The sequence below is a fragment of the Pseudomonas putida genome, assembly GCF_009883635.2.
GTDB lineage: Bacteria > Pseudomonadota > Gammaproteobacteria > Pseudomonadales > Pseudomonadaceae > Aquipseudomonas > Aquipseudomonas putida_W.
Genome location: NZ_CP026115.2, coordinates 1882333 through 1902528 on the forward strand (window position 1 = coordinate 1882333; position 20196 = coordinate 1902528).

A 20196-nucleotide genomic window follows, 5' to 3' on the forward strand; every position below is an offset into this window, starting at 1 on the left:
GGTGGCGGCCCTGCTCACTATCACCTGGCGATCTGGATCTTCGGTGCCCACTGCAGCCAGGCATCTTCGGGCTTGTCGAACAAGGCGAAGGTCTGTTGCGGCCGGGCGGGGTTGCCCATCTGTTCGCCTTCAGGCGTGGCGAATGCAATACCGCCATCGATGAGCGTCTGCAGCGACTCGGTACGCACTGTAGCGCCCTTGAACAGCCCCCAGTCGAAGCCAAAGCCACTGCTATTCCAGAACCGGCTGCCACCGCGCACCAGGGCGGCATAACGCGGTTCGATCAGAATGTGGATCAACACGCGATCCGCAGTCTGGCCAAGCTCGAAACCGGTCACCTTGCCTACCGCCACCTCGCGATAGGTAACCGGCACTCCCGGCTTGATCGAGCCACGCCGCGGCGCACTCAGGGTCAACGGCAGGCCCACTTCCTCTCCGACGATTTCAGGCGCTTCGCCCAGCGCAATGAAATCACGCTGCGCCCCCTTGTCCTTCGCCGCCGGCTGCACTTCGATGTACTGCCCGCCAATCAAGGTATCGAGGTTCTCGGTGCGCACCAGCCCAAGCGCCGGCTTGACCACCCAGAATTGCGTGCCTGCACGGGCAATGCGATCAGCCGCTTCGGTGATACGTGCTCGCAGCAGTACCGCCTGCAAGTCTTTTGTCAGGTCCACGCTCTCGACGCTACCCACATCCAGGCCACGGAAGCGGATTGGCGTACCTGGCTTGAGGCCGTCGGCACGGTCTACCCGAATGGTGACCAGGGTACCGGTGCGGTTCACCGCCTCTTGACTCTCCAGCAGGCGGAAACGTGGGATACGGCGCTTGAGCGCAACATTGGGCGTAGGCGTATCGAAGGCGATACCGCCGGCCATCAGGGTCTGCAGCGACTCACTCTTGATCTTGATACCCGACAGGCCACCGGTCAGGGTAATACCGCTGACGTTCCAGAAGCGCGAGGAGCCGTTGACCAGATTTTCGTATTCCTTCTCGATGTGTACACCGATCAAGATCCGCTTGCTGTTGCGGGCAAACTGGTAGCTCTGCACGCTACCCACCTTCACCTGGCGATACATCACCGGGCTGCCGATCTCCAGAGAACCCAGGGTATCGGCGAACAGCACCATGTGCAGACCTGGTGCCTTCAGGTCCAGCGGCGGGGCCTTGGGCCGGGCCTCGAACTCACGCTGTGGCTTGGCGCCCTTCTCACCTGGGCGAATCGCAATGTAGTTACCTTTGACCAACGCCTCCAGGCCAGTGATACCTGCCAGGGAAATCGACGGCTTGACCACCCAGAACTGCGTGCCATCGACCAGATAGTCTTCAGTGAGCGGGTCCAGCGTCAGCTCGGCCGTGGCGCTGGCCAGGTTGTCTTCCATCTTCAGGGTTTTCAACGAGCCGACCTGAATACCCTTGTACATGACTGGCGTACGACCGGCCTGCAAACCTTCGTAGTCGCTCAACTTCACTTTGACACGGATACCCGCCTGGGCCGCATCGAAGTCTTCATACAAGCGGAACGGCAGGCTCGGGTCGGTCGGTGGGCTGTCCTTGCGATACTCCGGCGTGGCGAAGGCGATACCACCCGCCACGATGCTCGACAGCGACTCGCTGCGCACCTTTACACCCGACAGATCAGCGTCGATGCTGATGCCGCTGGCATTCCAGAAACGCGTGTGTTTGCGCACCAGGCTGGCGTACGCAGGCTCGATGAACACTTTGACCTCGACAGTGCTCTGGTCATCGGACAGGCGATAGCTCTTCACCCGGCCAACCTGGATCTGCTTGTAGAACACCGGGCTGTCCCGATTGAGCGAACCCAGGCGCTCGGCCTTGAGCGTCAGGTGCAAGCCAGGTTCGCTGTCCGACAGCGGTGGCGCGACCTTCAGTGCGGTAAAGCGCTTGGTCCGTTCGCCCTCACCCGGGCTGACAGCGATATAGTTGCCGGATACCAGTGTCTCCAGGCCCGAAATACCCGCCAGGCTGACACTTGGCTTGACCAGCCAGAAACGCGTGCCTTTGGTCAGATGCGGCTCGGCAGCCTTGTTCATCTCGATGGTGGCGATCACCCCCTGGCTCTCACCTTCGGCGTCCAGCACCAGCTTGGTGACCTTGCCCACCGACATGCCTTTGAAGATCACCTCGGTCTTGTTGGCGACGATGCCTTCGCCGGTCTCGAAACGCACTTCGATCTCCACGCCGGCATCTCGGTAGGCCTGCCAAGCCAGCCAGCCACCGATCATCAGCGCGATCAGCGGCAGGATCCAGATGGCCGACCAGTTCGAGGCAGGGCGGGTTTTAGCCGTTGGCATGTCACTCATGGTCGTCATCCGACTCCGTGTTATCCCAGATCAGTCGGGGATCGAAAGTTAAAGCAGCAAGCATCGTGAGGATCACCACAGTTGCGAAGGCGACAGCGCCCAGGTTGGCTTCGACACTGGCGATACGACCGAAATTCACCACCGCCACCAGAATGGCAATGACGAAGATATCCAGCATGGACCAGCGTCCTATGAACTCGATGAAACGGTACATCAGTATCCGTTGCCTTGCCGACAGCGGCTGGCGGCGCTGGACCGAATACAGCAACAGGCCGATGCCCACCAGCTTGAAGGTAGGCACCAGGATGCTGGCAATGAACACCACGGCGGCGATTGGCACCATGCCGTGCTTGAGCAAGGTGATGACGCCGGACATGATGGTGTCACCGCTACCCTGCCCCAAGGTGCTGATCGTCATGATCGGCAACAGGTTGGCCGGGATGTACAGGATCGAGGCGGTGATCAGCAATGCCCAAGTACGGATGATGCTGTTGGGCCGCCGCGCGTGCACGATGGCGCCACAGCGCGTACAGGTCTGCGAGTCGCTCTCGCCATCCTGACGGTTCAGTTCATGACATTCATTGCAGACCAGGATGCCTGCATCAATCGCCCGCATGGAGATCCTCCCCCGACAACGCACTCCAGATCTGGTGTGGCGACATCACCACTTCGAGCCAGACCTGGACCAGCAACAGGCTGATGAAACAGAACAGGCCCAGGCCAATGGTCAGTTCGGCCAGGTCCACGAGTTTGACGATCGCCACCAGCACGCCCATGAAGTAAACCTCGAGCATGCCCCAGTCACGCAGGTGGTGATAAAAGCGGTAGAACACCAGCCCGTAATCACGCCCCACATTCAGGCGGATGCTCAGTAAAACGACCAACTGGCACAGCAGCTTGAGCAACGGAATGGCCATGCTGCAAAGGAACACCACCACGGCAACGCCGCGCATCTCTGAGTTGTACAGGCCCAGCACACCACTCCAGACGGTATCGTCCGACGTCTGGCCGAGCAGGTGCAACTGCATGATGGGCAGGAAGTTGGCCGGTACGAACAGCAGCAAGGCCGTCAGCACCAAGGCCAGGCTGCGGTTGACCACATTGTGCCGGTGAGCGTATAGCTCGTAGCCACAGCGTGGGCATTGGGCTTTTTCGTCATGCTGCAGCAGCGGCTTGCGCATCAGCAGGTCGCACTCGTGGCAGGCGACCAGTTCGTCCAACGGCAACTGCTCTAGGGCTTTGGTTTCGACGGGATCGGGCATCTCGATATTCTGAATAGCTACGTCGGCTCTATTCTAGTGTTCCCAGCTTGAAATGTGGGAGATGACTAATGCCAGGCATGGATGTAGAAAGACAAAACCCCTACCTGCATGCGCAGATAGGGGTTTTGCGAAATGAATCTTGACGATGACCTACTCTCACATGGGGAAACCCCACACTACCATCGGCGATGCATCGTTTCACTACTGAGTTCGGGATGGGATCAGGTGGTTCCAATGCTCTATGGTCGTCAAGAAATTCTGTAGCCAGAATGTCCAGATGGACAGCCCAGCGAATTCGGATATGTGAATTTGTGCTGCTCTTGTGAAACGCGAATCTTCGGTTCTTTCGTCTTCACCACCGCAATCTGCATGAGCAAATTGCTTGGGTGTTATATGGTCAAGCCTCACGGGCAATTAGTATTGGTTAGCTCAACGCCTCACAGCGCTTACACACCCAACCTATCAACGTCGTAGTCTTCGACGGCCCTTTAGGGGATTCAAGATCCCAGTGAGATCTCATCTTGAGGCAAGTTTCCCGCTTAGATGCTTTCAGCGGTTATCTCTTCCGAACATAGCTACCCGGCAATGCCACTGGCGTGACAACCGGAACACCAGAGGTTCGTCCACTCCGGTCCTCTCGTACTAGGAGCAGCCCCTCTCAAATCTCAAACGTCCACGGCAGATAGGGACCGAACTGTCTCACGACGTTCTAAACCCAGCTCGCGTACCACTTTAAATGGCGAACAGCCATACCCTTGGGACCGGCTTCAGCCCCAGGATGTGATGAGCCGACATCGAGGTGCCAAACACCGCCGTCGATATGAACTCTTGGGCGGTATCAGCCTGTTATCCCCGGAGTACCTTTTATCCGTTGAGCGATGGCCCTTCCATACAGAACCACCGGATCACTAAGACCTACTTTCGTACCTGCTCGACGTGTTTGTCTCGCAGTCAAGCGCGCTTTTGCCTTTATACTCTACGACCGATTTCCGACCGGTCTGAGCGCACCTTCGTACTCCTCCGTTACTCTTTGGGAGGAGACCGCCCCAGTCAAACTACCCACCATACACTGTCCTCGATCCGGATAACGGACCTGAGTTAGAACCTCAAAGTTGCCAGGGTGGTATTTCAAGGATGGCTCCATGAGAACTGGCGTCCCCACTTCAAAGCCTCCCACCTATCCTACACAAGCAAATTCAAAGTCCAGTGCAAAGCTATAGTAAAGGTTCACGGGGTCTTTCCGTCTAGCCGCGGATACACTGCATCTTCACAGCGATTTCAATTTCACTGAGTCTCGGGTGGAGACAGCGCCGCCATCGTTACGCCATTCGTGCAGGTCGGAACTTACCCGACAAGGAATTTCGCTACCTTAGGACCGTTATAGTTACGGCCGCCGTTTACCGGGGCTTCGATCAAGAGCTTCGCTTGCGCTAACCCCATCAATTAACCTTCCGGCACCGGGCAGGCGTCACACCCTATACGTCCACTTTCGTGTTTGCAGAGTGCTGTGTTTTTAATAAACAGTCGCAGCGGCCTGGTATCTTCGACCGGCATGGGCTTACGGAGCAAGTCCTTCACCCTCGCCGGCGCACCTTCTCCCGAAGTTACGGTGCCATTTTGCCTAGTTCCTTCACCCGAGTTCTCTCAAGCGCCTTGGTATTCTCTACCTAACCACCTGTGTCGGTTTGGGGTACGGTTCCCAGTTATCTGAAGCTTAGGAGCTTTTCTTGGAAGCATGGCATCAACCACTTCGTCGCCTAATGGCAACTCGTCATCAGCTCTCGGCCTTGAAATCCCGGATTTGCCTAAGATTTCAGCCTACCACCTTAAACTTGGACAACCAACGCCAAGCTGGCCTAGCCTTCTCCGTCCCTCCATCGCAATAACTGGAAGTACAGGAATATTAACCTGTTTTCCATCGACTACGCTTTTCAGCCTCGCCTTAGGGACCGACTAACCCTGCGTCGATTAACGTTGCGCAGGAAACCTTGGTCTTTCGGCGTGCGAGTTTTTCACTCGCATTGTCGTTACTCATGTCAGCATTCGCACTTCTGATACCTCCAGCAAGCTTCTCAACTCACCTTCACAGGCTTACAGAACGCTCCTCTACCGCGTCATCAAAGATGACACCCGTAGCTTCGGTGCATGGTTTGAGCCCCGTTACATCTTCCGCGCAGGCCGACTCGACTAGTGAGCTATTACGCTTTCTTTAAAGGATGGCTGCTTCTAAGCCAACCTCCTAGCTGTCTAAGCCTTCCCACATCGTTTCCCACTTAACCATGACTTTGGGACCTTAGCTGACGGTCTGGGTTGTTTCCCTTTTCACGACGGACGTTAGCACCCGCCGTGTGTCTCCCATGCTCGGCACTTGTAGGTATTCGGAGTTTGCATCGGTTTGGTAAGTCGGGATGACCCCCTAGCCGAAACAGTGCTCTACCCCCTACAGTGATACATGAGGCGCTACCTAAATAGCTTTCGAGGAGAACCAGCTATCTCCGAGCTTGATTAGCCTTTCACTCCGATCCACAGGTCATCCGCTAACTTTTCAACGGTAGTCGGTTCGGTCCTCCAGTCAGTGTTACCTAACCTTCAACCTGCCCATGGATAGATCGCCCGGTTTCGGGTCTATACCCAGCGACTAAACGCCCTATTAAGACTCGCTTTCGCTACGCCTCCCCTATTCGGTTAAGCTCGCCACTGAATATAAGTCGCTGACCCATTATACAAAAGGTACGCAGTCACCTAACAAAGTAGGCTCCCACTGCTTGTACGCATACGGTTTCAGGTTCTATTTCACTCCCCTCTCCGGGGTTCTTTTCGCCTTTCCCTCACGGTACTGGTTCACTATCGGTCAGTCAGTAGTATTTAGCCTTGGAGGATGGTCCCCCCATGTTCAGACAAAGTTTCTCGTGCTCCGTCCTACTCGATTTCATTGACAAGAGATTTTCGTGTACGGGGCTATCACCCACTATGGCCGCACTTTCCAGAGCGTTCCACTAATCTCAAATCAACTTAAGGGCTGGTCCCCGTTCGCTCGCCACTACTAAGGGAATCTCGGTTGATTTCTTTTCCTCAGGGTACTTAGATGTTTCAGTTCCCCTGGTTCGCCTCTTGCACCTATGTATTCAGTACAAGATACTCAGCTTATGCTGAGTGGGTTCCCCCATTCAGAGATCTCTGGATCACAGTCTGTTTGCCGACTCCCCAAAGCTTATCGCAGGCTACCACGTCTTTCATCGCCTCTGACTGCCAAGGCATCCACCGTATGCGCTTCTTCACTTGACCATATAACCCCAAGCAATCTGGTTATACTGTGAAGACGACATTCGCCGAAAATTCGCATTTCGCTCAATTAAGAGCAGAACTCACAAATTTTACCTTAGCCTGATCCACCAGCAGTGAAACTGGTGTTCAGTCTATATCTATCACATATCCGAATTTTTAAAGAACGATCTGACAAAAGTCAGAAATCAACATTCAAACTGAATGTTCATTTCTAAGTTCTGACAAGTTACTGCTTACTGCGAAAGTGGTGGAGCCAAGCGGGATCGAACCGCTGACCTCCTGCGTGCAAGGCAGGCGCTCTCCCAGCTGAGCTATGGCCCCGTATACGGCTGAACCAAGTAATGGTAGGTCTGGGCAGATTTGAACTGCCGACCTCACCCTTATCAGGGGTGCGCTCTAACCAACTGAGCTACAGACCTATAACAGGGTCGCGTTACAGCATCGTCTTTTACAATGAATCAAGCAATTCGTGTGGGAGCTCATCAGTAGGCTGATGTCGTCGATTAAGGAGGTGATCCAGCCGCAGGTTCCCCTACGGCTACCTTGTTACGACTTCACCCCAGTCATGAATCACACCGTGGTAACCGTCCTCCCGAAGGTTAGACTAGCTACTTCTGGTGCAACCCACTCCCATGGTGTGACGGGCGGTGTGTACAAGGCCCGGGAACGTATTCACCGCGACATTCTGATTCGCGATTACTAGCGATTCCGACTTCACGCAGTCGAGTTGCAGACTGCGATCCGGACTACGATCGGTTTTGTGAGATTAGCTCCACCTCGCGGCTTGGCAACCCTCTGTACCGACCATTGTAGCACGTGTGTAGCCCAGGCCGTAAGGGCCATGATGACTTGACGTCATCCCCACCTTCCTCCGGTTTGTCACCGGCAGTCTCCTTAGAGTGCCCACCATTACGTGCTGGTAACTAAGGACAAGGGTTGCGCTCGTTACGGGACTTAACCCAACATCTCACGACACGAGCTGACGACAGCCATGCAGCACCTGTGTCAGAGTTCCCGAAGGCACCAATCCATCTCTGGAAAGTTCTCTGCATGTCAAGGCCTGGTAAGGTTCTTCGCGTTGCTTCGAATTAAACCACATGCTCCACCGCTTGTGCGGGCCCCCGTCAATTCATTTGAGTTTTAACCTTGCGGCCGTACTCCCCAGGCGGTCAACTTAATGCGTTAGCTGCGCCACTAAAATCTCAAGGATTCCAACGGCTAGTTGACATCGTTTACGGCGTGGACTACCAGGGTATCTAATCCTGTTTGCTCCCCACGCTTTCGCACCTCAGTGTCAGTATCAGTCCAGGTGGTCGCCTTCGCCACTGGTGTTCCTTCCTATATCTACGCATTTCACCGCTACACAGGAAATTCCACCACCCTCTACCGTACTCTAGCTTGCCAGTTTTGGATGCAGTTCCCAGGTTGAGCCCGGGGCTTTCACATCCAACTTAACAAACCACCTACGCGCGCTTTACGCCCAGTAATTCCGATTAACGCTTGCACCCTCTGTATTACCGCGGCTGCTGGCACAGAGTTAGCCGGTGCTTATTCTGTCGGTAACGTCAAAACAGCAAGGTATTAACTTACTGCCCTTCCTCCCAACTTAAAGTGCTTTACAATCCGAAGACCTTCTTCACACACGCGGCATGGCTGGATCAGGCTTTCGCCCATTGTCCAATATTCCCCACTGCTGCCTCCCGTAGGAGTCTGGACCGTGTCTCAGTTCCAGTGTGACTGATCATCCTCTCAGACCAGTTACGGATCGTCGCCTTGGTGAGCCATTACCCCACCAACTAGCTAATCCGACCTAGGCTCATCTGATAGCGCAAGGCCCGAAGGTCCCCTGCTTTCTCCCGTAGGACGTATGCGGTATTAGCGTTCCTTTCGAAACGTTGTCCCCCACTACCAGGCAGATTCCTAGGCATTACTCACCCGTCCGCCGCTGAATCAAGGAGCAAGCTCCCGTCATCCGCTCGACTTGCATGTGTTAGGCCTGCCGCCAGCGTTCAATCTGAGCCATGATCAAACTCTTCAGTTCAATACTGCTTGGGTTTTTAAGAAACCCTAAACTTGGCTCAGCAATCTCAAATGACTATGTGATTTCTCGCATGCCACTTGTGATGCTGATAATCTTTGTGACTATCAGTCCATACTCACAAGCACCCACACGAATTGCTTGATTCGATTTGTTAAAGAGCGTTTGGTTAAGAGCTTTTCGTCTCAACCGAGGCGCGCATTCTACGCTTTCCTCATTTGCTGTCAAGCGTTTATTTTGAAGTTTTTTGCGAGAAACTCGTTTAGCTTCAAACACTTGACTCGCTGCGATCACTCACTAGCGGGAGGCGAATAATACAGCGTTTAAAACCGCTGTCAACCTTCATCTCAACCGCTATCGACCTTTCGATCGAAGCGCCTCCAACCTCACCTTAACTACCTAACTCATTGAATCTCAAGGAGTTTGTCGTTCCGATGTCGCTGGAAGTGGGGCGCATTATAAGGGGATTCAAAAGCGCGTCAACCTTTTATTTCAAGAAACTTTAATATCGCTGAAAACAAAGCGGGGAGGCCTTCCGGCCTCCCCGCTTCATTTCATCCCTTACAAGCTAGGGAAGGCAAACTGCGACGCCTCATGGCTGGCGCGCTGCGGCCAACGCTGGGTGATTGCCTTGCGACGGGTATAGAAGCGCACACCGTCCGGGCCATAGGCATGCAGGTCACCGAACAGCGAGCGCTTCCAGCCACCGAAGCTGTGGTAGGCAACCGGCACCGGCAGCGGTACGTTGACCCCGACCATGCCCACTTCGATCTCGTCGCAGAACAGGCGCGCCGCTTCACCGTCACGGGTGAAGATGCAGGTACCGTTGCCGTACTCGTGATCGTTGATCAGTTGCATGGCCTGCTCCAGGCTATTCACGCGCACCACGCACAGCACCGGGCCGAAGATCTCTTCCTTATAGATGCGCATCTCCGGTGTCACGTTGTCGAACAGCGTGCCGCCAACGAAATAGCCATCTTCATTACCTGCCACGCGGAAGCCTCGGCCATCCACCACCAGCTTGGCGCCAGCTGCAACGCCATCGTCGATGTAACCGACAACCTTGTCACGGGCTGCAGCAGTCACCAGCGGGCCCATGTCCAGGCCACAGGAAGTGCCTGCACCAATCTTCAGCGCCTTGATCTGAGGTTCCAGCTTGGCGATCAGCGCATCGGCAACCTGGTCGCCCACGCACACCGCCACCGAGATAGCCATGCAACGCTCGCCGCACGAACCGTAGGCGGCCCCCATCAGCGCGCTGACCGCGTTGTCCAGATCGGCATCGGGCATCAGCACCGCGTGGTTCTTCGCACCACCCAAGGCCTGCACGCGCTTGCCGCGCTTGGTGCCTTCGGCATAGATGTATTCGGCAATCGGAGTCGAACCGACGAAGCTCAGTGCCTTCACTTCCGGCGCTTCGATCAGTGCATCGACCGCTTCCTTGTCACCATGCACCACGTTGAGGATGCCCTTCGGCAGGCCAGCCTCCAGCAGCAGCTGGGCGATGAACAGGGTCGAGCTCGGGTCGCGCTCGGAGGGTTTGAGGATGAAGGCGTTACCGCAGGCGATGGCCAGCGGGTACATCCACAGCGGCACCATGGCCGGGAAGTTGAACGGGGTGATGCCGGCGACCACACCCAGCGGCTGGAAGTCGGACCAGGCGTCGATGTTCGGGCCAACGTTGCGGCTGTACTCGCCTTTCAGCACTTCCGGCGCCGCGCAGGCGAACTCGACGTTCTCGATGCCACGCTTCAGCTCACCAGCAGCGTCTTCCAGGGTCTTGCCGTGCTCTTCGCTGATCATCTGCGAGATGCGCGCTTCGTTCTGCTCCAGCAGTTGCTTGAAACGGAACATCACCTGGGCGCGTTTGGCTGGCGGGGTGTTGCGCCAGGCCGGGAAGGCAGCCTTGGCCGAATCGATGGCTTCCTGCACGGTTGCGCGGCTGGCCAGTTCGACCTTGCGTACCGCCTGGCCCGTGGAAGGGTTGAAGACATCGGCGGTGCGCTCACCTTTGGTAACCAGTTCGCCGTGGATCAGGTGCTGAACAATGCTCATGCAAAACTCCAGATAAAGAAGGTTGAGGCAGGCGCGTGATGGGTTCACGCGCCCTACGTCAAAAGCGGAAAGATCAGTCGATCTTGTTCAGGGCTTCGCCGACCGCATCGAACAGGCGGTCCAGTTCCTGCGGCTGGGTATTGAAGGTTGGACCGAACTGCAGGGTGTCGCCACCGAAGCGCACATAGAAGCCGGCTTGCCACAGTTTCATGGCCGCCTCGTAAGGACGCACGATCGCATCCCCGTCGCGGGCAGCGATCTGGATCGCGCCAGCCAGGCCGTAGTTACGGATGTCGACAATGTTCTTGGTACCCTTCACGCCATGCAGCAGCTTCTCGAAGTGCGGCGCCAGTTCGGCGGCCGACTGCACCAGGCTTTCCTTCTGCAGCAGGTCGAGCGCGGCGATACCGGCAGCACAGGCGACAGGGTGCGCGGAATAGGTGTAGCCGTGGGGGAATTCCACCGCGTATTCCGGGGTCGGCTGGTTCATGAAGGTCTGGTAGATCTCGCTGGTGGCGATGACCGCGCCCATCGGGATAGCACCGTTGGTGACCTGCTTGGCGATGCACATCAGGTCAGGGGTGACGCCAAAGGCCTCGGAGCCCGTCATGGCGCCCATGCGGCCGAAGCCGGTGATCACTTCGTCGAAGATCAGCAGGATGTTGTGCTGGGTGCAGATTTCACGCAGGCGCTTCAGGTAACCCTTCGGCGGCGGCAGCACACCGGCGGAGCCGGCCAGCGGCTCGACGATCACCGCTGCGATGTTCGAAGCATCGTGCAGTTCGATCAGCTTGAGCATTTCATCTGCCAAGGCGATACCGCCCTCTTCCGGCATGCCCTTGGAGAAGGCGTTCACCGGTAGCACAGTGTGAGGCAGGTGATCGACGTCCAGCAGCTGGCCGAACATCTTGCGGTTGCCGTTGACGCCGCCCAGGCTGGTCCCGGCAATGTTCACCCCGTGGTAACCACGGGCACGGCCAATGATCTTGGTCTTGGTGGCCTGGCCTTTCAGGCGCCAGTAGGCACGCACCATTTTCAGCGCGGTGTCGCAGCACTCGGAACCAGAGTTGGTATAGAAGACGTGATTCAGGTCGCCCGGGGTCAGCTCGGCGATCTTCTCGGCCAGCTGGAACGACAGCGGGTGGCCGAACTGGAACGCGGGGGAGTAATCGAGGGTACCGACCTGGCGCGCGACCGCTTCGGTGATTTCCTTGCGGGTATGCCCGGCGCCACAGGTCCACAGGCCAGAGAGGGCGTCGAAGATCTTGCGCCCCTTGTCATCGACCAGGTAGTTGCCTTCGGCGGCCACGATCAGGCGCGGGTCGCGCTGGAAGTTACGATTGGCGGTGTAGGGCATCCAGTGGGCGTCCAGCTTAAGCTGGCTGGCGATACCGGCGGTTGCGGTTTCGGGCATGTTCATCGGCGGTTCCTCGGAAGACGATTAGGCAACGATGGATGTTGTTGCAGCTAAATTCGCACGCGGATAAAGTCTGAAAAAGCCTACATTTCTAATCTTCAGGTAGCGCAAGACTAAACTTATGAGCCGACGCCCCGACCCTCTCGCACAAGTCAGCGATTTCGACATCCGCCTGCTGAAAATCTATCGAAGCGTGGTTGAATGCGGCGGCTTCTCGGCTGCGGAAAACGTACTGGGGATCGGCCGCTCGGCCATCAGCCAGCAGATGAACGACCTCGAACAACGCCTGGGCTTGCGCCTGTGCCAGCGCGGCCGTGCCGGTTTCTCGCTGACCGAGGAAGGCCGCGAGGTCTATCACTCGGCACTGCAGTTGCTAAGTGCGCTGGAAACCTTCCGTACCGAGGTCAACGGTCTGCACCAGCACTTGCGCGGCGAGCTCAACATCGGCCTGACCGACAACCTGGTCACCCTGCCGCACATGCGCATCACCCATGCGCTGGCCGAGCTCAAGGACCGCGGCCCTGATGTGCGCATCCAGATCCGCATGATCGCCCCCAGCCAGGTTGAGCAGGGGGTACTGGACGGCAGCCTGCACGTCGGCGTGGTACCGCAGACCAGCCCGCTGTCCGGCCTGGAATACCAACCACTGTACAGCGAACGGTCTCAGCTCTACTGCGCGGTTGGCCACCCATTGTTCTATGCCGACAACCAGCAGATCGACGATGACCGCCTCAACAGCCAGGAAGCCATCGCGCCAACCTTCCGCCTGCCTGCGGAAATCCAGGCGCACTACCAGGCGCTCAACTGCACCGCCAGCGCCTCGGACCGCGAAGGCATGGCGTTCCTGATCCTCACCGGCCGCTATATCGGCTACCTGCCTGACCACTACGCCACCTTCTGGGTCCAGCAAGGCCGCCTGCGTGCACTCAAGCCTGCGCAGCGCTTCTATGACCTGAGCCTGAGCTGGGTCACGCGCAAGGGGCGGCGACCGAACCTGGTGCTGGAAAGCTTCCTGGAAAGCCTGGCTGCGACACGTTGATGCCAGCTTCTGACGCTAAGGCTTGTCACGCCAGCACAGGCAGGTAATCTTGTCCGACATTCGTTGCCACAGACCTGTCCGGAATCGTCCATGACCCTAGAAGTCCCTGCGCATCGCCTCGCCGCCTCGGGCAAGCCCGCCGGCCGCATCCGCCAGAAGAACGAACAGGCCATCATTCAGGCCGCCGAAGACGAATTCGCCCGCCATGGGTTCAAGGGCACCAGCATGAACACCATCGCGCTGAAAGCCGGCTTGCCCAAGGCCAACCTGCATTACTACTTCACCAACAAGCTCGGCTTGTACATCGCCGTGCTGAGCAACATCATCGAGCTGTGGGACAGCACCTTCAACGCCCTGAGCGTCGAGGACGACCCGGGCGAAGCGCTGAGCCACTACATCCGCACCAAGATGGAGTTTTCCCGGCGCAACCCTCAGGCTTCACGCATCTTCGCAATGGAAGTGATCAGCGGTGGTACCTGCCTGACCGAGTACTTCAGCGCCGACTACCGTGAATGGTTCCGCGGCCGTGCCGCCGTATTCCAGGCCTGGATGGAAGCCGGCAAGATGGACGCGGTCGACCCAGTGCACCTGATCTTCCTGCTCTGGGGCAGCACTCAGCACTATGCCGACTTCGCTACTCAGATCTGCCAGGTTACTGGCCGCAGCCGCCTGACCAAGCAAGACATGGAAGATGCCAGCAACAACCTTATCCACATCATTCTCAAGGGGTGCGGCATCAAGCCGGTTGCCTGACGTTCATCTATGCCTTCTACCCTGCTCGACCTCTGCGAATTTCGCGAGGAAATCCGCAAGAGCCGCTTCATCACCCTCGCCGGCCCGATCAACAGCGCCGCCGAAGCGATGAGCTTCATCGAACGCCACAGCGACCTGGCCGCCACGCACAATTGCTGGGCGTGGAAGATTGGCGGGCAATACCGCAGCAGTGACGATGGCGAGCCGGGCGGTACCGCCGGGCGGCCGATCCTTGCGGCCATCGAAGCACAGGACTGCGACCAGGTGGTGGTGCTGGTGATTCGCTGGTACGGCGGCATCCAGCTGGGCACCGGCGGGCTGGCCCGTGCCTACGGTGGCGGCGCCAACAAGTGCCTGCAGCAAGCCCCCAAGCGCCTGCTGATCCAGCGCAGCGAGTTCACCTGCAGTTGCACCTTCAGCGAACTGGCCCTGGTGAAACTGCGCCTGGCCGACGTGGATGGCCTGGTGCTGGACGAACAATTCACCGCCAATGGCGTCGACCTGCAGATTGCCGTGGGCGAAGCTCACCTGCCCGCATTGCAACAGCAACTGGCAGACCTCAGCCGCGGCCGGATTATCCTCGAAGCACACTGAAGTTTGCCCACAACAGCTGTGGGCTGGCCTGTGGATAAGCTTGGGGCACACCGTTACAGCCCATGAACAGCAAGGCCCTCAGAGCATTGATCATATTTTGTTCACTGTTTGATGACAGCCCTAAGCGACTGAACCTTGGTGACTTATCCCCAGTGTGTCAGGCGTATTACACAACGCCTGGCGTTGCGCTTGCTCACATTTACTGTGGACCATGCTGTGGATAACCCGTTAGCCAACAGGCCAAACCCCCGCTCAGCCAAGGCCCCAAGCCACTGGTCATTTTTTGTTCATATTCAGAAAGAGCAGACGCGAGCGGCCTGCATTATGCTCAGAGCCTTTCAAATCAACCGAACAAGGAGCGCTCACATGGCTACCTCAAGAACCGCCCTCATCATCGGTGCCTCCCGCGGCCTTGGCCTGGGCTTGGTACAACGCCTGCAAGAAGACGGCTGGAACATCACAGCCACCGTACGCAACCCACAACAGCCAGGCGCCCTTGCCGATGTACCCGGCGTGCGCATCGAGCAGCTGGAAATGAACGACACCGCCCAGCTCGACAGCCTCAAGCAACGCCTGCAAGGTGAAGTGTTCGACCTGGTCTTCGTCAACGCCGGGGTCATGGGCCCACTGCCGCAAGACCTGGAAACCGTGCAGCCCCAAGCCATCGGCGACCTGTTCATGACCAATGCCGTGGCCCCGATCCGCGTCGCCCGCCGCCTGGCCGGCCAAGTGCGGGAAGGCAGCGGCGTGCTGGCGTTCATGAGTTCGATCCTCGGCAGCGTGACCATCCCCGACGGTGGCGAGATATGCCTGTACAAGGCCAGCAAGGCCGCGCTCAATTCGATGATCAACAGTTTCGTAGTCGAACTGCAGCGCCCCGACCTGTGCGTGCTGGCCATGCACCCGGGCTGGGTGAAGACCGACATGGGCGGCGAAAACGCCGAAATCGATGTGCTCACCAGCACCCGCGGCATGCTCGAACAGATCAAGGCGCAAAGCGGCCAAGGCGGCCTGCGCTTCATAAACTACAAAGGCGAGTCGCTAACGTGGTGAGGTGAATACCGACCGGCCGGGCGCAATGCCCGGCCAGGCCCTGTAGAATGGCGGCAACCGTACCTGATTCGAGACATCCCCCTATGTATGACTGGCTGAATGCCCTACCCAAGGCCGAGTTGCACCTGCACCTTGAAGGTTCGCTGGAGCCCGAGCTGTTGTTCGCCCTGGCCGAGCGCAACAAGATTGCCCTGCCGTGGAACGACGTGGAAACCCTGCGCAGCGCCTACGCCTTCAACAACCTGCAGGAGTTCCTCGACCTGTATTACCAGGGCGCGGACGTGCTGCGCACCGAGCAGGACTTCTACGACCTGACCTGGGCCTACCTGCAACGCTGCAAGGCGCAGAATGTCATCCACACCGAACCGTTCTTCGACCCACAGACCCACACCGACCGCGGCATCCCGTTCGAAGTCGTGCTCAATGGCATCAACCATGCGCTGAAGGACGGTCGTGAGCAACTGGGTATCAGCAGCGGCCTGATCCTGAGCTTCCTGCGCCACCTCAGCGAAGAGGAAGCGCAAAAGACCCTCGACCAAGCCCTGCCCTTCCGCGACGCGTTCATCGCCGTCGGCCTGGACAGCTCGGAAATGGGTCACCCGCCAAGCAAGTTCCAGCGTGTGTTCGATCGTGCCCGCAGCGAAGGTTTCGTGGCCGTGGCCCACGCCGGTGAGGAAGGCCCACCCGAATACATCTGGGAAGCCCTCGACCTGCTGAAGATCAAGCGCATCGACCACGGCGTGCGCGCCATCGAAGACGAACGCCTGATGCAACGCATCATCGACGAGCAGATCCCGCTCACCGTCTGCCCATTGTCGAACACCAAGCTTTGCGTGTTCGACCACATGAGCCAGCACAACATCCTCGACATGCTCGAGCGTGGTGTGAAGGTGACGGTGAACTCGGATGACCCAGCCTACTTCGGCGGCTACGTCACCGAGAACTTCCACGCCTTGCACACCCACCTGGGCATGACCGAGGACCAGGCCCGCCGCCTCGCACAGAACAGCCTGGATGCCCGCCTGGTCTAAGGCCGTCAGCCGACCTGCAGAGCCGTCACGCGCGCGATGCGGTTGATCTGCTGCACACCCTCGGCGGAAATCTGCAGCACCCGCGTGCCTTCAGGCTCGCGTATCCAGCCAGACTGCAGAAACAGTTTGAGCAATGCCTGACCAAGGCTGCCGCCCAAGTGCGGCCCTTGGTCGCTCCACTCATTGCAATGGCAGATCACACAGCCACGCTGCCGCCGCGCTGCCAGCGCATCGATGTAGACGCCGATGACAGCCAGCTGCGTGCGCCCCTCCTCGCTGACCATCAGCTCCCGCTCGCTGCCCTCCAGCCAACCCGCCACCACCAGCCGGTGATACAGCTCACCCGCCAACTCGCCCCCAAGGTGTTCACCACAGCGGCGTGCCCTGCGCATCGACATCGGCAATTGCAGCGCTTCTGAACGCGGCCTCTTTTCTGACGCCAACTGCACGCTGGCCAAGGCCTCGACGGCTACACCCACCTGGGGTGTCGCGAGCCTGAAATAGCGTTTGCGCCCGCGCGCCTCAAGCCTGAGCAGACCGGCCGAAGACAGCAACGACAGGTGGGCACAGGCCGAAGACGAAGTCAGCCCGGCCATCATCGCCAGCTCATCGGTCGGCCGCGGTGTGCCATCGATCAACGCCCACAACATCGCGCTGCGCTTGGGGTCGGCCATCAGGCCGGCAATCTGACTGATACTGCTGACTGCATTCATGTCCCTGTATCTCCCCGCTTGATCACTTCTGGTTTCCAGAGGCCAGCTTTGGCTACGCTGATCGCCCCCTGGCAAACTGCTCAGGCGCCAGTATAAGCCGCAGTCGCGTCCCTTCCGGCAGCCCCGCACACGGCTCGACAGGCTGATCCAGCGATGGGTATGGCCCCCCTCAAACGAGTCATCGCCGCATGAGAAGTCACCACAAGTGACGCAGAGAGGAAAATACAAGGCATGAGGAAAAATGGCCCAGAGCAAGCAGCGACTCTGCTGACAGCGAGCTTCCTCAAATAGCTCAAATCAGAGCGAAGCTTCTACAACCCTCCAGGCATTAACCGCGGAAACGTCGGACAAGCCATTGGGAACTATGCCCTGACCGCCAGTCAGGGCACTGATGCAACTCATGGCGCGGGGGGGTAGCAGCGCTACACTACATCCGCTCTCCCACCCTTTCGGAGGTATGCCGCGATGAAGATTGTCGTCAGTGCGTCGAACCGCAACCCCAACTGCCCGTGGCAGGTGAGGCTCGACCAGCACGTGGTGAGTTTCCGCAGCGAGGCAGAAGCACGTGCCTTCGTCGCCACCCTGGAAACCCGCCTGCAGGCACCTCACCCGCTCATGCCGGACGCGTGGCCTGCAAACGCCGGGTCAACAGCGCGACACTGACCACCAGCGCCCCGCACAGGCTGATCACCAAGGTCATGGGTACGGCACTACCGTCATGCAGCACGCCGACCAGCGACGCCGCGCCGGCCGCGACGCTGAACTGCAGGCAGCCCATCAGTGCAGACGCGCTGCCTGCCCGCGCGCCCTGGCCGCTCATGGCGCAAGCCGAAGCGTTGGGGATGATGCAACCCAGACTGGCAATGCAGACGAACAGCGGCACCAGCAATGGCCACAACTGTGCCGGGCGCAGAGCTGCCACGCCCAGCAGTACCAGGCCCGCCGCCAGGTAGAGCCAGACTGCCCGCACCAGCAGAAATGCCGGGCCGCGCTTGGCCAATAGGCGCGCGTTGACCTGGGCTACCAGAATGAAGCCGGCGGCGTTGGTACCAAACAGCCAGCCATAGTGTTCCGCAGGGACGCCATAGAGCTTGATGAATACGAAAGGCGAACCGGCGATGTAGGCAAACATCCCGGCAATGGCGATGCCTCCGGTCAAGGCGTGGCCAATGAACACGCGATCAGCCAACAACCGCAGGTACTGGCGCAATGCACCTGACAACGGCTGGCGCGGCATATGCGCCGGCAGGCTCTCCGGCAGGCCCAGGCTTACCGCCAGCAGGCTGGCCGCACTGAACAGGCTCAGCGCCAGGAAGATCGACTGCCAGCCAGCCACGTTCACCAGGACCCCACCCAGCATCGGCGCCAGAATCGGCGCCAGGCCCATGACCAGCATCAACTGCGAGAACACCTTGGCCGATGCCACCGGGTCGCATTTGTCACTGACAATGGCCCGCGACAGCACCATGCCAGCGCAACCACCCAGTGCCTGGACAAATCGCGCCACGATCAAGGTGTCGAGGTTAGGGGCGTAGGCACAGGCCAAGGAGGCCAGGGTGAACAGCGCCACACCGAACAGCAACGGCTTGCGTCGGCCAAAGCGGTCAGCCACCGGCCCGTAGGCCAGCTGGCCGATCGACAGGCCGAGGAAATAGGCCGCCAGGGTGGCCTGTACATGTTTTTCATCGGTGGCGAACGCCTGCGCCATCGCCGGGAAGGCGGGCAGGTAGAAATCGATCGCCAAGGGCCCGAACGCACTCAGTGCGCCCAGAATCAGCACCATTCGCAGGTTCATCAGGAATCCATAGCAGGCTAAGCAAGCCGCTAAGTCTACCTGCAGTGGCCACCCTCAGCATGAAAACATTTGCAACAAAACAGGGCCGCATTGCGGCCCTTCGGCTCAGGCCACTTCAGCCTGGTAGCCTTCCTCACGAATAGCCGCCAACACCTGCTCAGCAGCCAGCGAGCTTTGCACACGCACTTTCTTGCCAGGCAGATCGACTTCCACCGTGGCCTGCGCATCCTGCTCCTGTACCGCGCGAGTCACTGCTTTCACGCAATGGCCACAGGTCATGCCTTGAACATTGAACACTTGCATGGGTACTGCCTCCTTCAGGGTTTTGCGCAGTTTCAAGCTTGCCATCGGGGCAAGGTCAAGTTCTGCATGAAACGGCCGGGCTGGAAATCCGCGCGGACCTCGGCCAAGCTGCGCCTTTGACGATTTGTGCAAGCAGGAGATTCTTCATGTTCAGGACAGCAGTGGGTGTTGTCGGGCTGTTGGCCGCGCTGGCCGCAGTGCCACCGGCAAGCGCCGAGGGCAACTCGGACTACAGCGTGCTGATCATTTCCCGGGAACGCCTGGAAGTGGCCACCAGCTGCGAAATCGGCGTGTACCTCAACGATCAGCTCTCCGGCCGCGTCTTCCAGGAACAGTCCACGTCCTTCAACCTACCGGCAGGCCCGGTCGACGTCCGCCTGCGCCTGCTGCCCGGGCAGATGCCTGGCTGTGCTCCCGGTATCGAGGATCAACGCAGCACGCGGCTCAACCTGCAAGCGGGCCAGATCACCAAGTACCGGATCGCCATGGGCCACAATGGCCTTGAATTGAAGCGAGCCGGCCTGGGCTATTGACCTT

General features: G+C 58.6%; 15 protein-coding genes, 2 tRNA genes and 3 rRNA genes. 7 read left to right on the plus strand and 13 right to left on the minus strand.

Going from position 1 to position 20196, the window contains the following annotated elements; genetic code table 11:
* Positions 1-20 precede the first annotated feature (20 nt).
* From C2H86_RS08685 to C2H86_RS08730, 10 genes are all read right to left on the minus strand, one after another.
* Positions 21-2321 carry a PqiB family protein gene (locus C2H86_RS08685; RefSeq protein ID WP_159412239.1) on the minus strand — a complete coding sequence of 767 codons (2301 nt, stop codon included), beginning with the start codon at positions 2319-2321 and terminating at the stop codon, positions 21-23.
* Positions 2314-2937, minus strand: coding sequence for a paraquat-inducible protein A (locus tag C2H86_RS08690; protein ID WP_159412240.1), 624 nt, complete (start codon positions 2935-2937; stop codon positions 2314-2316). The genes C2H86_RS08685 and C2H86_RS08690 overlap by 8 nt, the downstream gene beginning before the upstream one ends.
* Positions 2924-3583: a paraquat-inducible protein A gene (locus tag C2H86_RS08695; protein ID WP_159412241.1), complete on the minus strand. Its 660-nt coding sequence runs from the start codon at positions 3581-3583 to the stop codon at positions 2924-2926. The genes C2H86_RS08690 and C2H86_RS08695 overlap by 14 nt, the downstream gene beginning before the upstream one ends.
* A 137-nt stretch (positions 3584-3720) precedes the next feature.
* Positions 3721-3836, minus strand: a 5S ribosomal RNA gene (gene rrf, locus C2H86_RS08700).
* 140 nt (positions 3837-3976) lie between these two features.
* Positions 3977-6868: ribosomal RNA gene (locus tag C2H86_RS08705) — 23S ribosomal RNA — on the minus strand.
* Between the two features lie 245 nt (positions 6869-7113).
* Positions 7114-7189 (minus strand) — tRNA-Ala (locus C2H86_RS08710).
* A gap of 21 nt (positions 7190-7210) precedes the next feature.
* Positions 7211-7287 (minus strand) — tRNA-Ile (locus C2H86_RS08715).
* A gap of 85 nt (positions 7288-7372) precedes the next feature.
* A 16S ribosomal RNA gene (locus C2H86_RS08720) occupies positions 7373-8909 on the minus strand.
* The 16S, 23S and 5S rRNA genes sit together here with 2 tRNA genes alongside, the layout of an rRNA operon.
* Before the next feature lie 558 nt (positions 8910-9467).
* The gene (locus tag C2H86_RS08725; RefSeq protein ID WP_079229826.1) at positions 9468-10961 is read right to left on the minus strand and encodes a CoA-acylating methylmalonate-semialdehyde dehydrogenase; all 1494 of its coding nucleotides are present in this window, start codon (positions 10959-10961) and stop codon (positions 9468-9470) included.
* Between the two features lie 73 nt (positions 10962-11034).
* Positions 11035-12381: an aspartate aminotransferase family protein gene (locus C2H86_RS08730; RefSeq protein ID WP_159412242.1), complete on the minus strand. Its 1347-nt coding sequence runs from the start codon at positions 12379-12381 to the stop codon at positions 11035-11037.
* Between the two features lie 118 nt (positions 12382-12499).
* Between C2H86_RS08730 and C2H86_RS08735 the strand changes: the two genes are divergently transcribed.
* The 5 genes from C2H86_RS08735 to C2H86_RS08755 all read left to right on the plus strand — a co-directional run bounded on the left by C2H86_RS08735 (position 12500) and on the right by C2H86_RS08755 (position 16848).
* Positions 12500-13417: a LysR family transcriptional regulator gene (locus tag C2H86_RS08735; RefSeq protein WP_054886800.1), complete on the plus strand. Its 918-nt coding sequence runs from the start codon at positions 12500-12502 to the stop codon at positions 13415-13417.
* 90 nt (positions 13418-13507) lie between these two features.
* Positions 13508-14170, plus strand: a complete 663-nt coding sequence (locus tag C2H86_RS08740) for a TetR/AcrR family transcriptional regulator (protein WP_159412243.1) — start codon at positions 13508-13510, stop codon at positions 14168-14170.
* A gap of 9 nt (positions 14171-14179) precedes the next feature.
* Positions 14180-14764, plus strand: coding sequence for an IMPACT family protein (locus C2H86_RS08745; RefSeq protein ID WP_159412244.1), 585 nt, complete (start codon positions 14180-14182; stop codon positions 14762-14764).
* A gap of 366 nt (positions 14765-15130) precedes the next feature.
* Complete coding sequence (locus tag C2H86_RS08750; protein WP_159412245.1) at positions 15131-15817, plus strand: SDR family oxidoreductase; 687 nt, start codon at positions 15131-15133, stop codon at positions 15815-15817.
* A gap of 83 nt (positions 15818-15900) precedes the next feature.
* Entirely contained in the window at positions 15901-16848 is a 948-nt protein-coding gene (locus C2H86_RS08755) for an adenosine deaminase (protein ID WP_159412246.1), read from the plus strand.
* A 5-nt stretch (positions 16849-16853) separates the two neighbouring features.
* Here C2H86_RS08755 and C2H86_RS08760 read toward each other — a convergent pair whose 3' ends face one another.
* Positions 16854-17561, minus strand: a complete 708-nt coding sequence (locus C2H86_RS08760) for an ArsR/SmtB family transcription factor (RefSeq protein ID WP_159412247.1) — start codon at positions 17559-17561, stop codon at positions 16854-16856.
* 465 nt (positions 17562-18026) lie between these two features.
* Between C2H86_RS08760 and C2H86_RS28335 the strand changes: the two genes are divergently transcribed.
* Complete coding sequence (locus C2H86_RS28335) at positions 18027-18224, plus strand: hypothetical protein (protein WP_240349693.1); 198 nt, start codon at positions 18027-18029, stop codon at positions 18222-18224.
* Here the strand turns inward: C2H86_RS28335 and C2H86_RS08765 are convergent.
* Together C2H86_RS08765 and C2H86_RS08770 are read right to left on the minus strand one after the other, a co-directional pair.
* Positions 18175-19356 carry a multidrug effflux MFS transporter gene (locus C2H86_RS08765; RefSeq protein WP_159412248.1) on the minus strand — a complete coding sequence of 394 codons (1182 nt, stop codon included), beginning with the start codon at positions 19354-19356 and terminating at the stop codon, positions 18175-18177. The two genes, C2H86_RS28335 and C2H86_RS08765, sit on opposite strands and share 50 nt — an antisense overlap.
* 105 nt (positions 19357-19461) lie before the next feature.
* On the minus strand, positions 19462-19659 hold the full coding sequence (locus tag C2H86_RS08770; RefSeq protein ID WP_159412249.1) for a heavy-metal-associated domain-containing protein: 198 nt from the start codon (positions 19657-19659) through the stop codon (positions 19462-19464).
* A gap of 146 nt (positions 19660-19805) precedes the next feature.
* Between C2H86_RS08770 and C2H86_RS08775 the strand changes: the two genes are divergently transcribed.
* Positions 19806-20192 (plus strand): hypothetical protein, encoded by a 387-nt coding sequence (locus C2H86_RS08775; protein WP_159412250.1) that lies wholly within the window; start codon positions 19806-19808, stop codon positions 20190-20192.
* The last annotated feature ends 4 nt before the right edge of the window (positions 20193-20196 follow it).

Coding starts and splice junctions, on each gene's coding strand:
- C2H86_RS08685 (WP_159412239.1), bottom strand. CDS start 2,321: ATGAGTGACATGCCAACGGCTAAAACCCGCCCTGCCTCGAACTGGTCG.
- C2H86_RS08690 (WP_159412240.1), bottom strand. CDS start 2,937: ATGCGGGCGATTGATGCAGGCATCCTGGTCTGCAATGAATGTCATGAA.
- C2H86_RS08695 (WP_159412241.1), bottom strand. CDS start 3,583: ATGCCCGATCCCGTCGAAACCAAAGCCCTAGAGCAGTTGCCGTTGGAC.
- C2H86_RS08725 (WP_079229826.1), bottom strand. CDS start 10,961: ATGAGCATTGTTCAGCACCTGATCCACGGCGAACTGGTTACCAAAGGT.
- C2H86_RS08730 (WP_159412242.1), bottom strand. CDS start 12,381: ATGAACATGCCCGAAACCGCAACCGCCGGTATCGCCAGCCAGCTTAAG.
- C2H86_RS08735 (WP_054886800.1), top strand. CDS start 12,500: ATGAGCCGACGCCCCGACCCTCTCGCACAAGTCAGCGATTTCGACATC.
- C2H86_RS08740 (WP_159412243.1), top strand. CDS start 13,508: ATGACCCTAGAAGTCCCTGCGCATCGCCTCGCCGCCTCGGGCAAGCCC.
- C2H86_RS08745 (WP_159412244.1), top strand. CDS start 14,180: ATGCCTTCTACCCTGCTCGACCTCTGCGAATTTCGCGAGGAAATCCGC.
- C2H86_RS08750 (WP_159412245.1), top strand. CDS start 15,131: ATGGCTACCTCAAGAACCGCCCTCATCATCGGTGCCTCCCGCGGCCTT.
- C2H86_RS08755 (WP_159412246.1), top strand. CDS start 15,901: ATGTATGACTGGCTGAATGCCCTACCCAAGGCCGAGTTGCACCTGCAC.
- C2H86_RS08760 (WP_159412247.1), bottom strand. CDS start 17,561: ATGAATGCAGTCAGCAGTATCAGTCAGATTGCCGGCCTGATGGCCGAC.
- C2H86_RS28335 (WP_240349693.1), top strand. CDS start 18,027: ATGAAGATTGTCGTCAGTGCGTCGAACCGCAACCCCAACTGCCCGTGG.
- C2H86_RS08765 (WP_159412248.1), bottom strand. CDS start 19,356: ATGAACCTGCGAATGGTGCTGATTCTGGGCGCACTGAGTGCGTTCGGG.
- C2H86_RS08770 (WP_159412249.1), bottom strand. CDS start 19,659: ATGCAAGTGTTCAATGTTCAAGGCATGACCTGTGGCCATTGCGTGAAA.
- C2H86_RS08775 (WP_159412250.1), top strand. CDS start 19,806: ATGTTCAGGACAGCAGTGGGTGTTGTCGGGCTGTTGGCCGCGCTGGCC.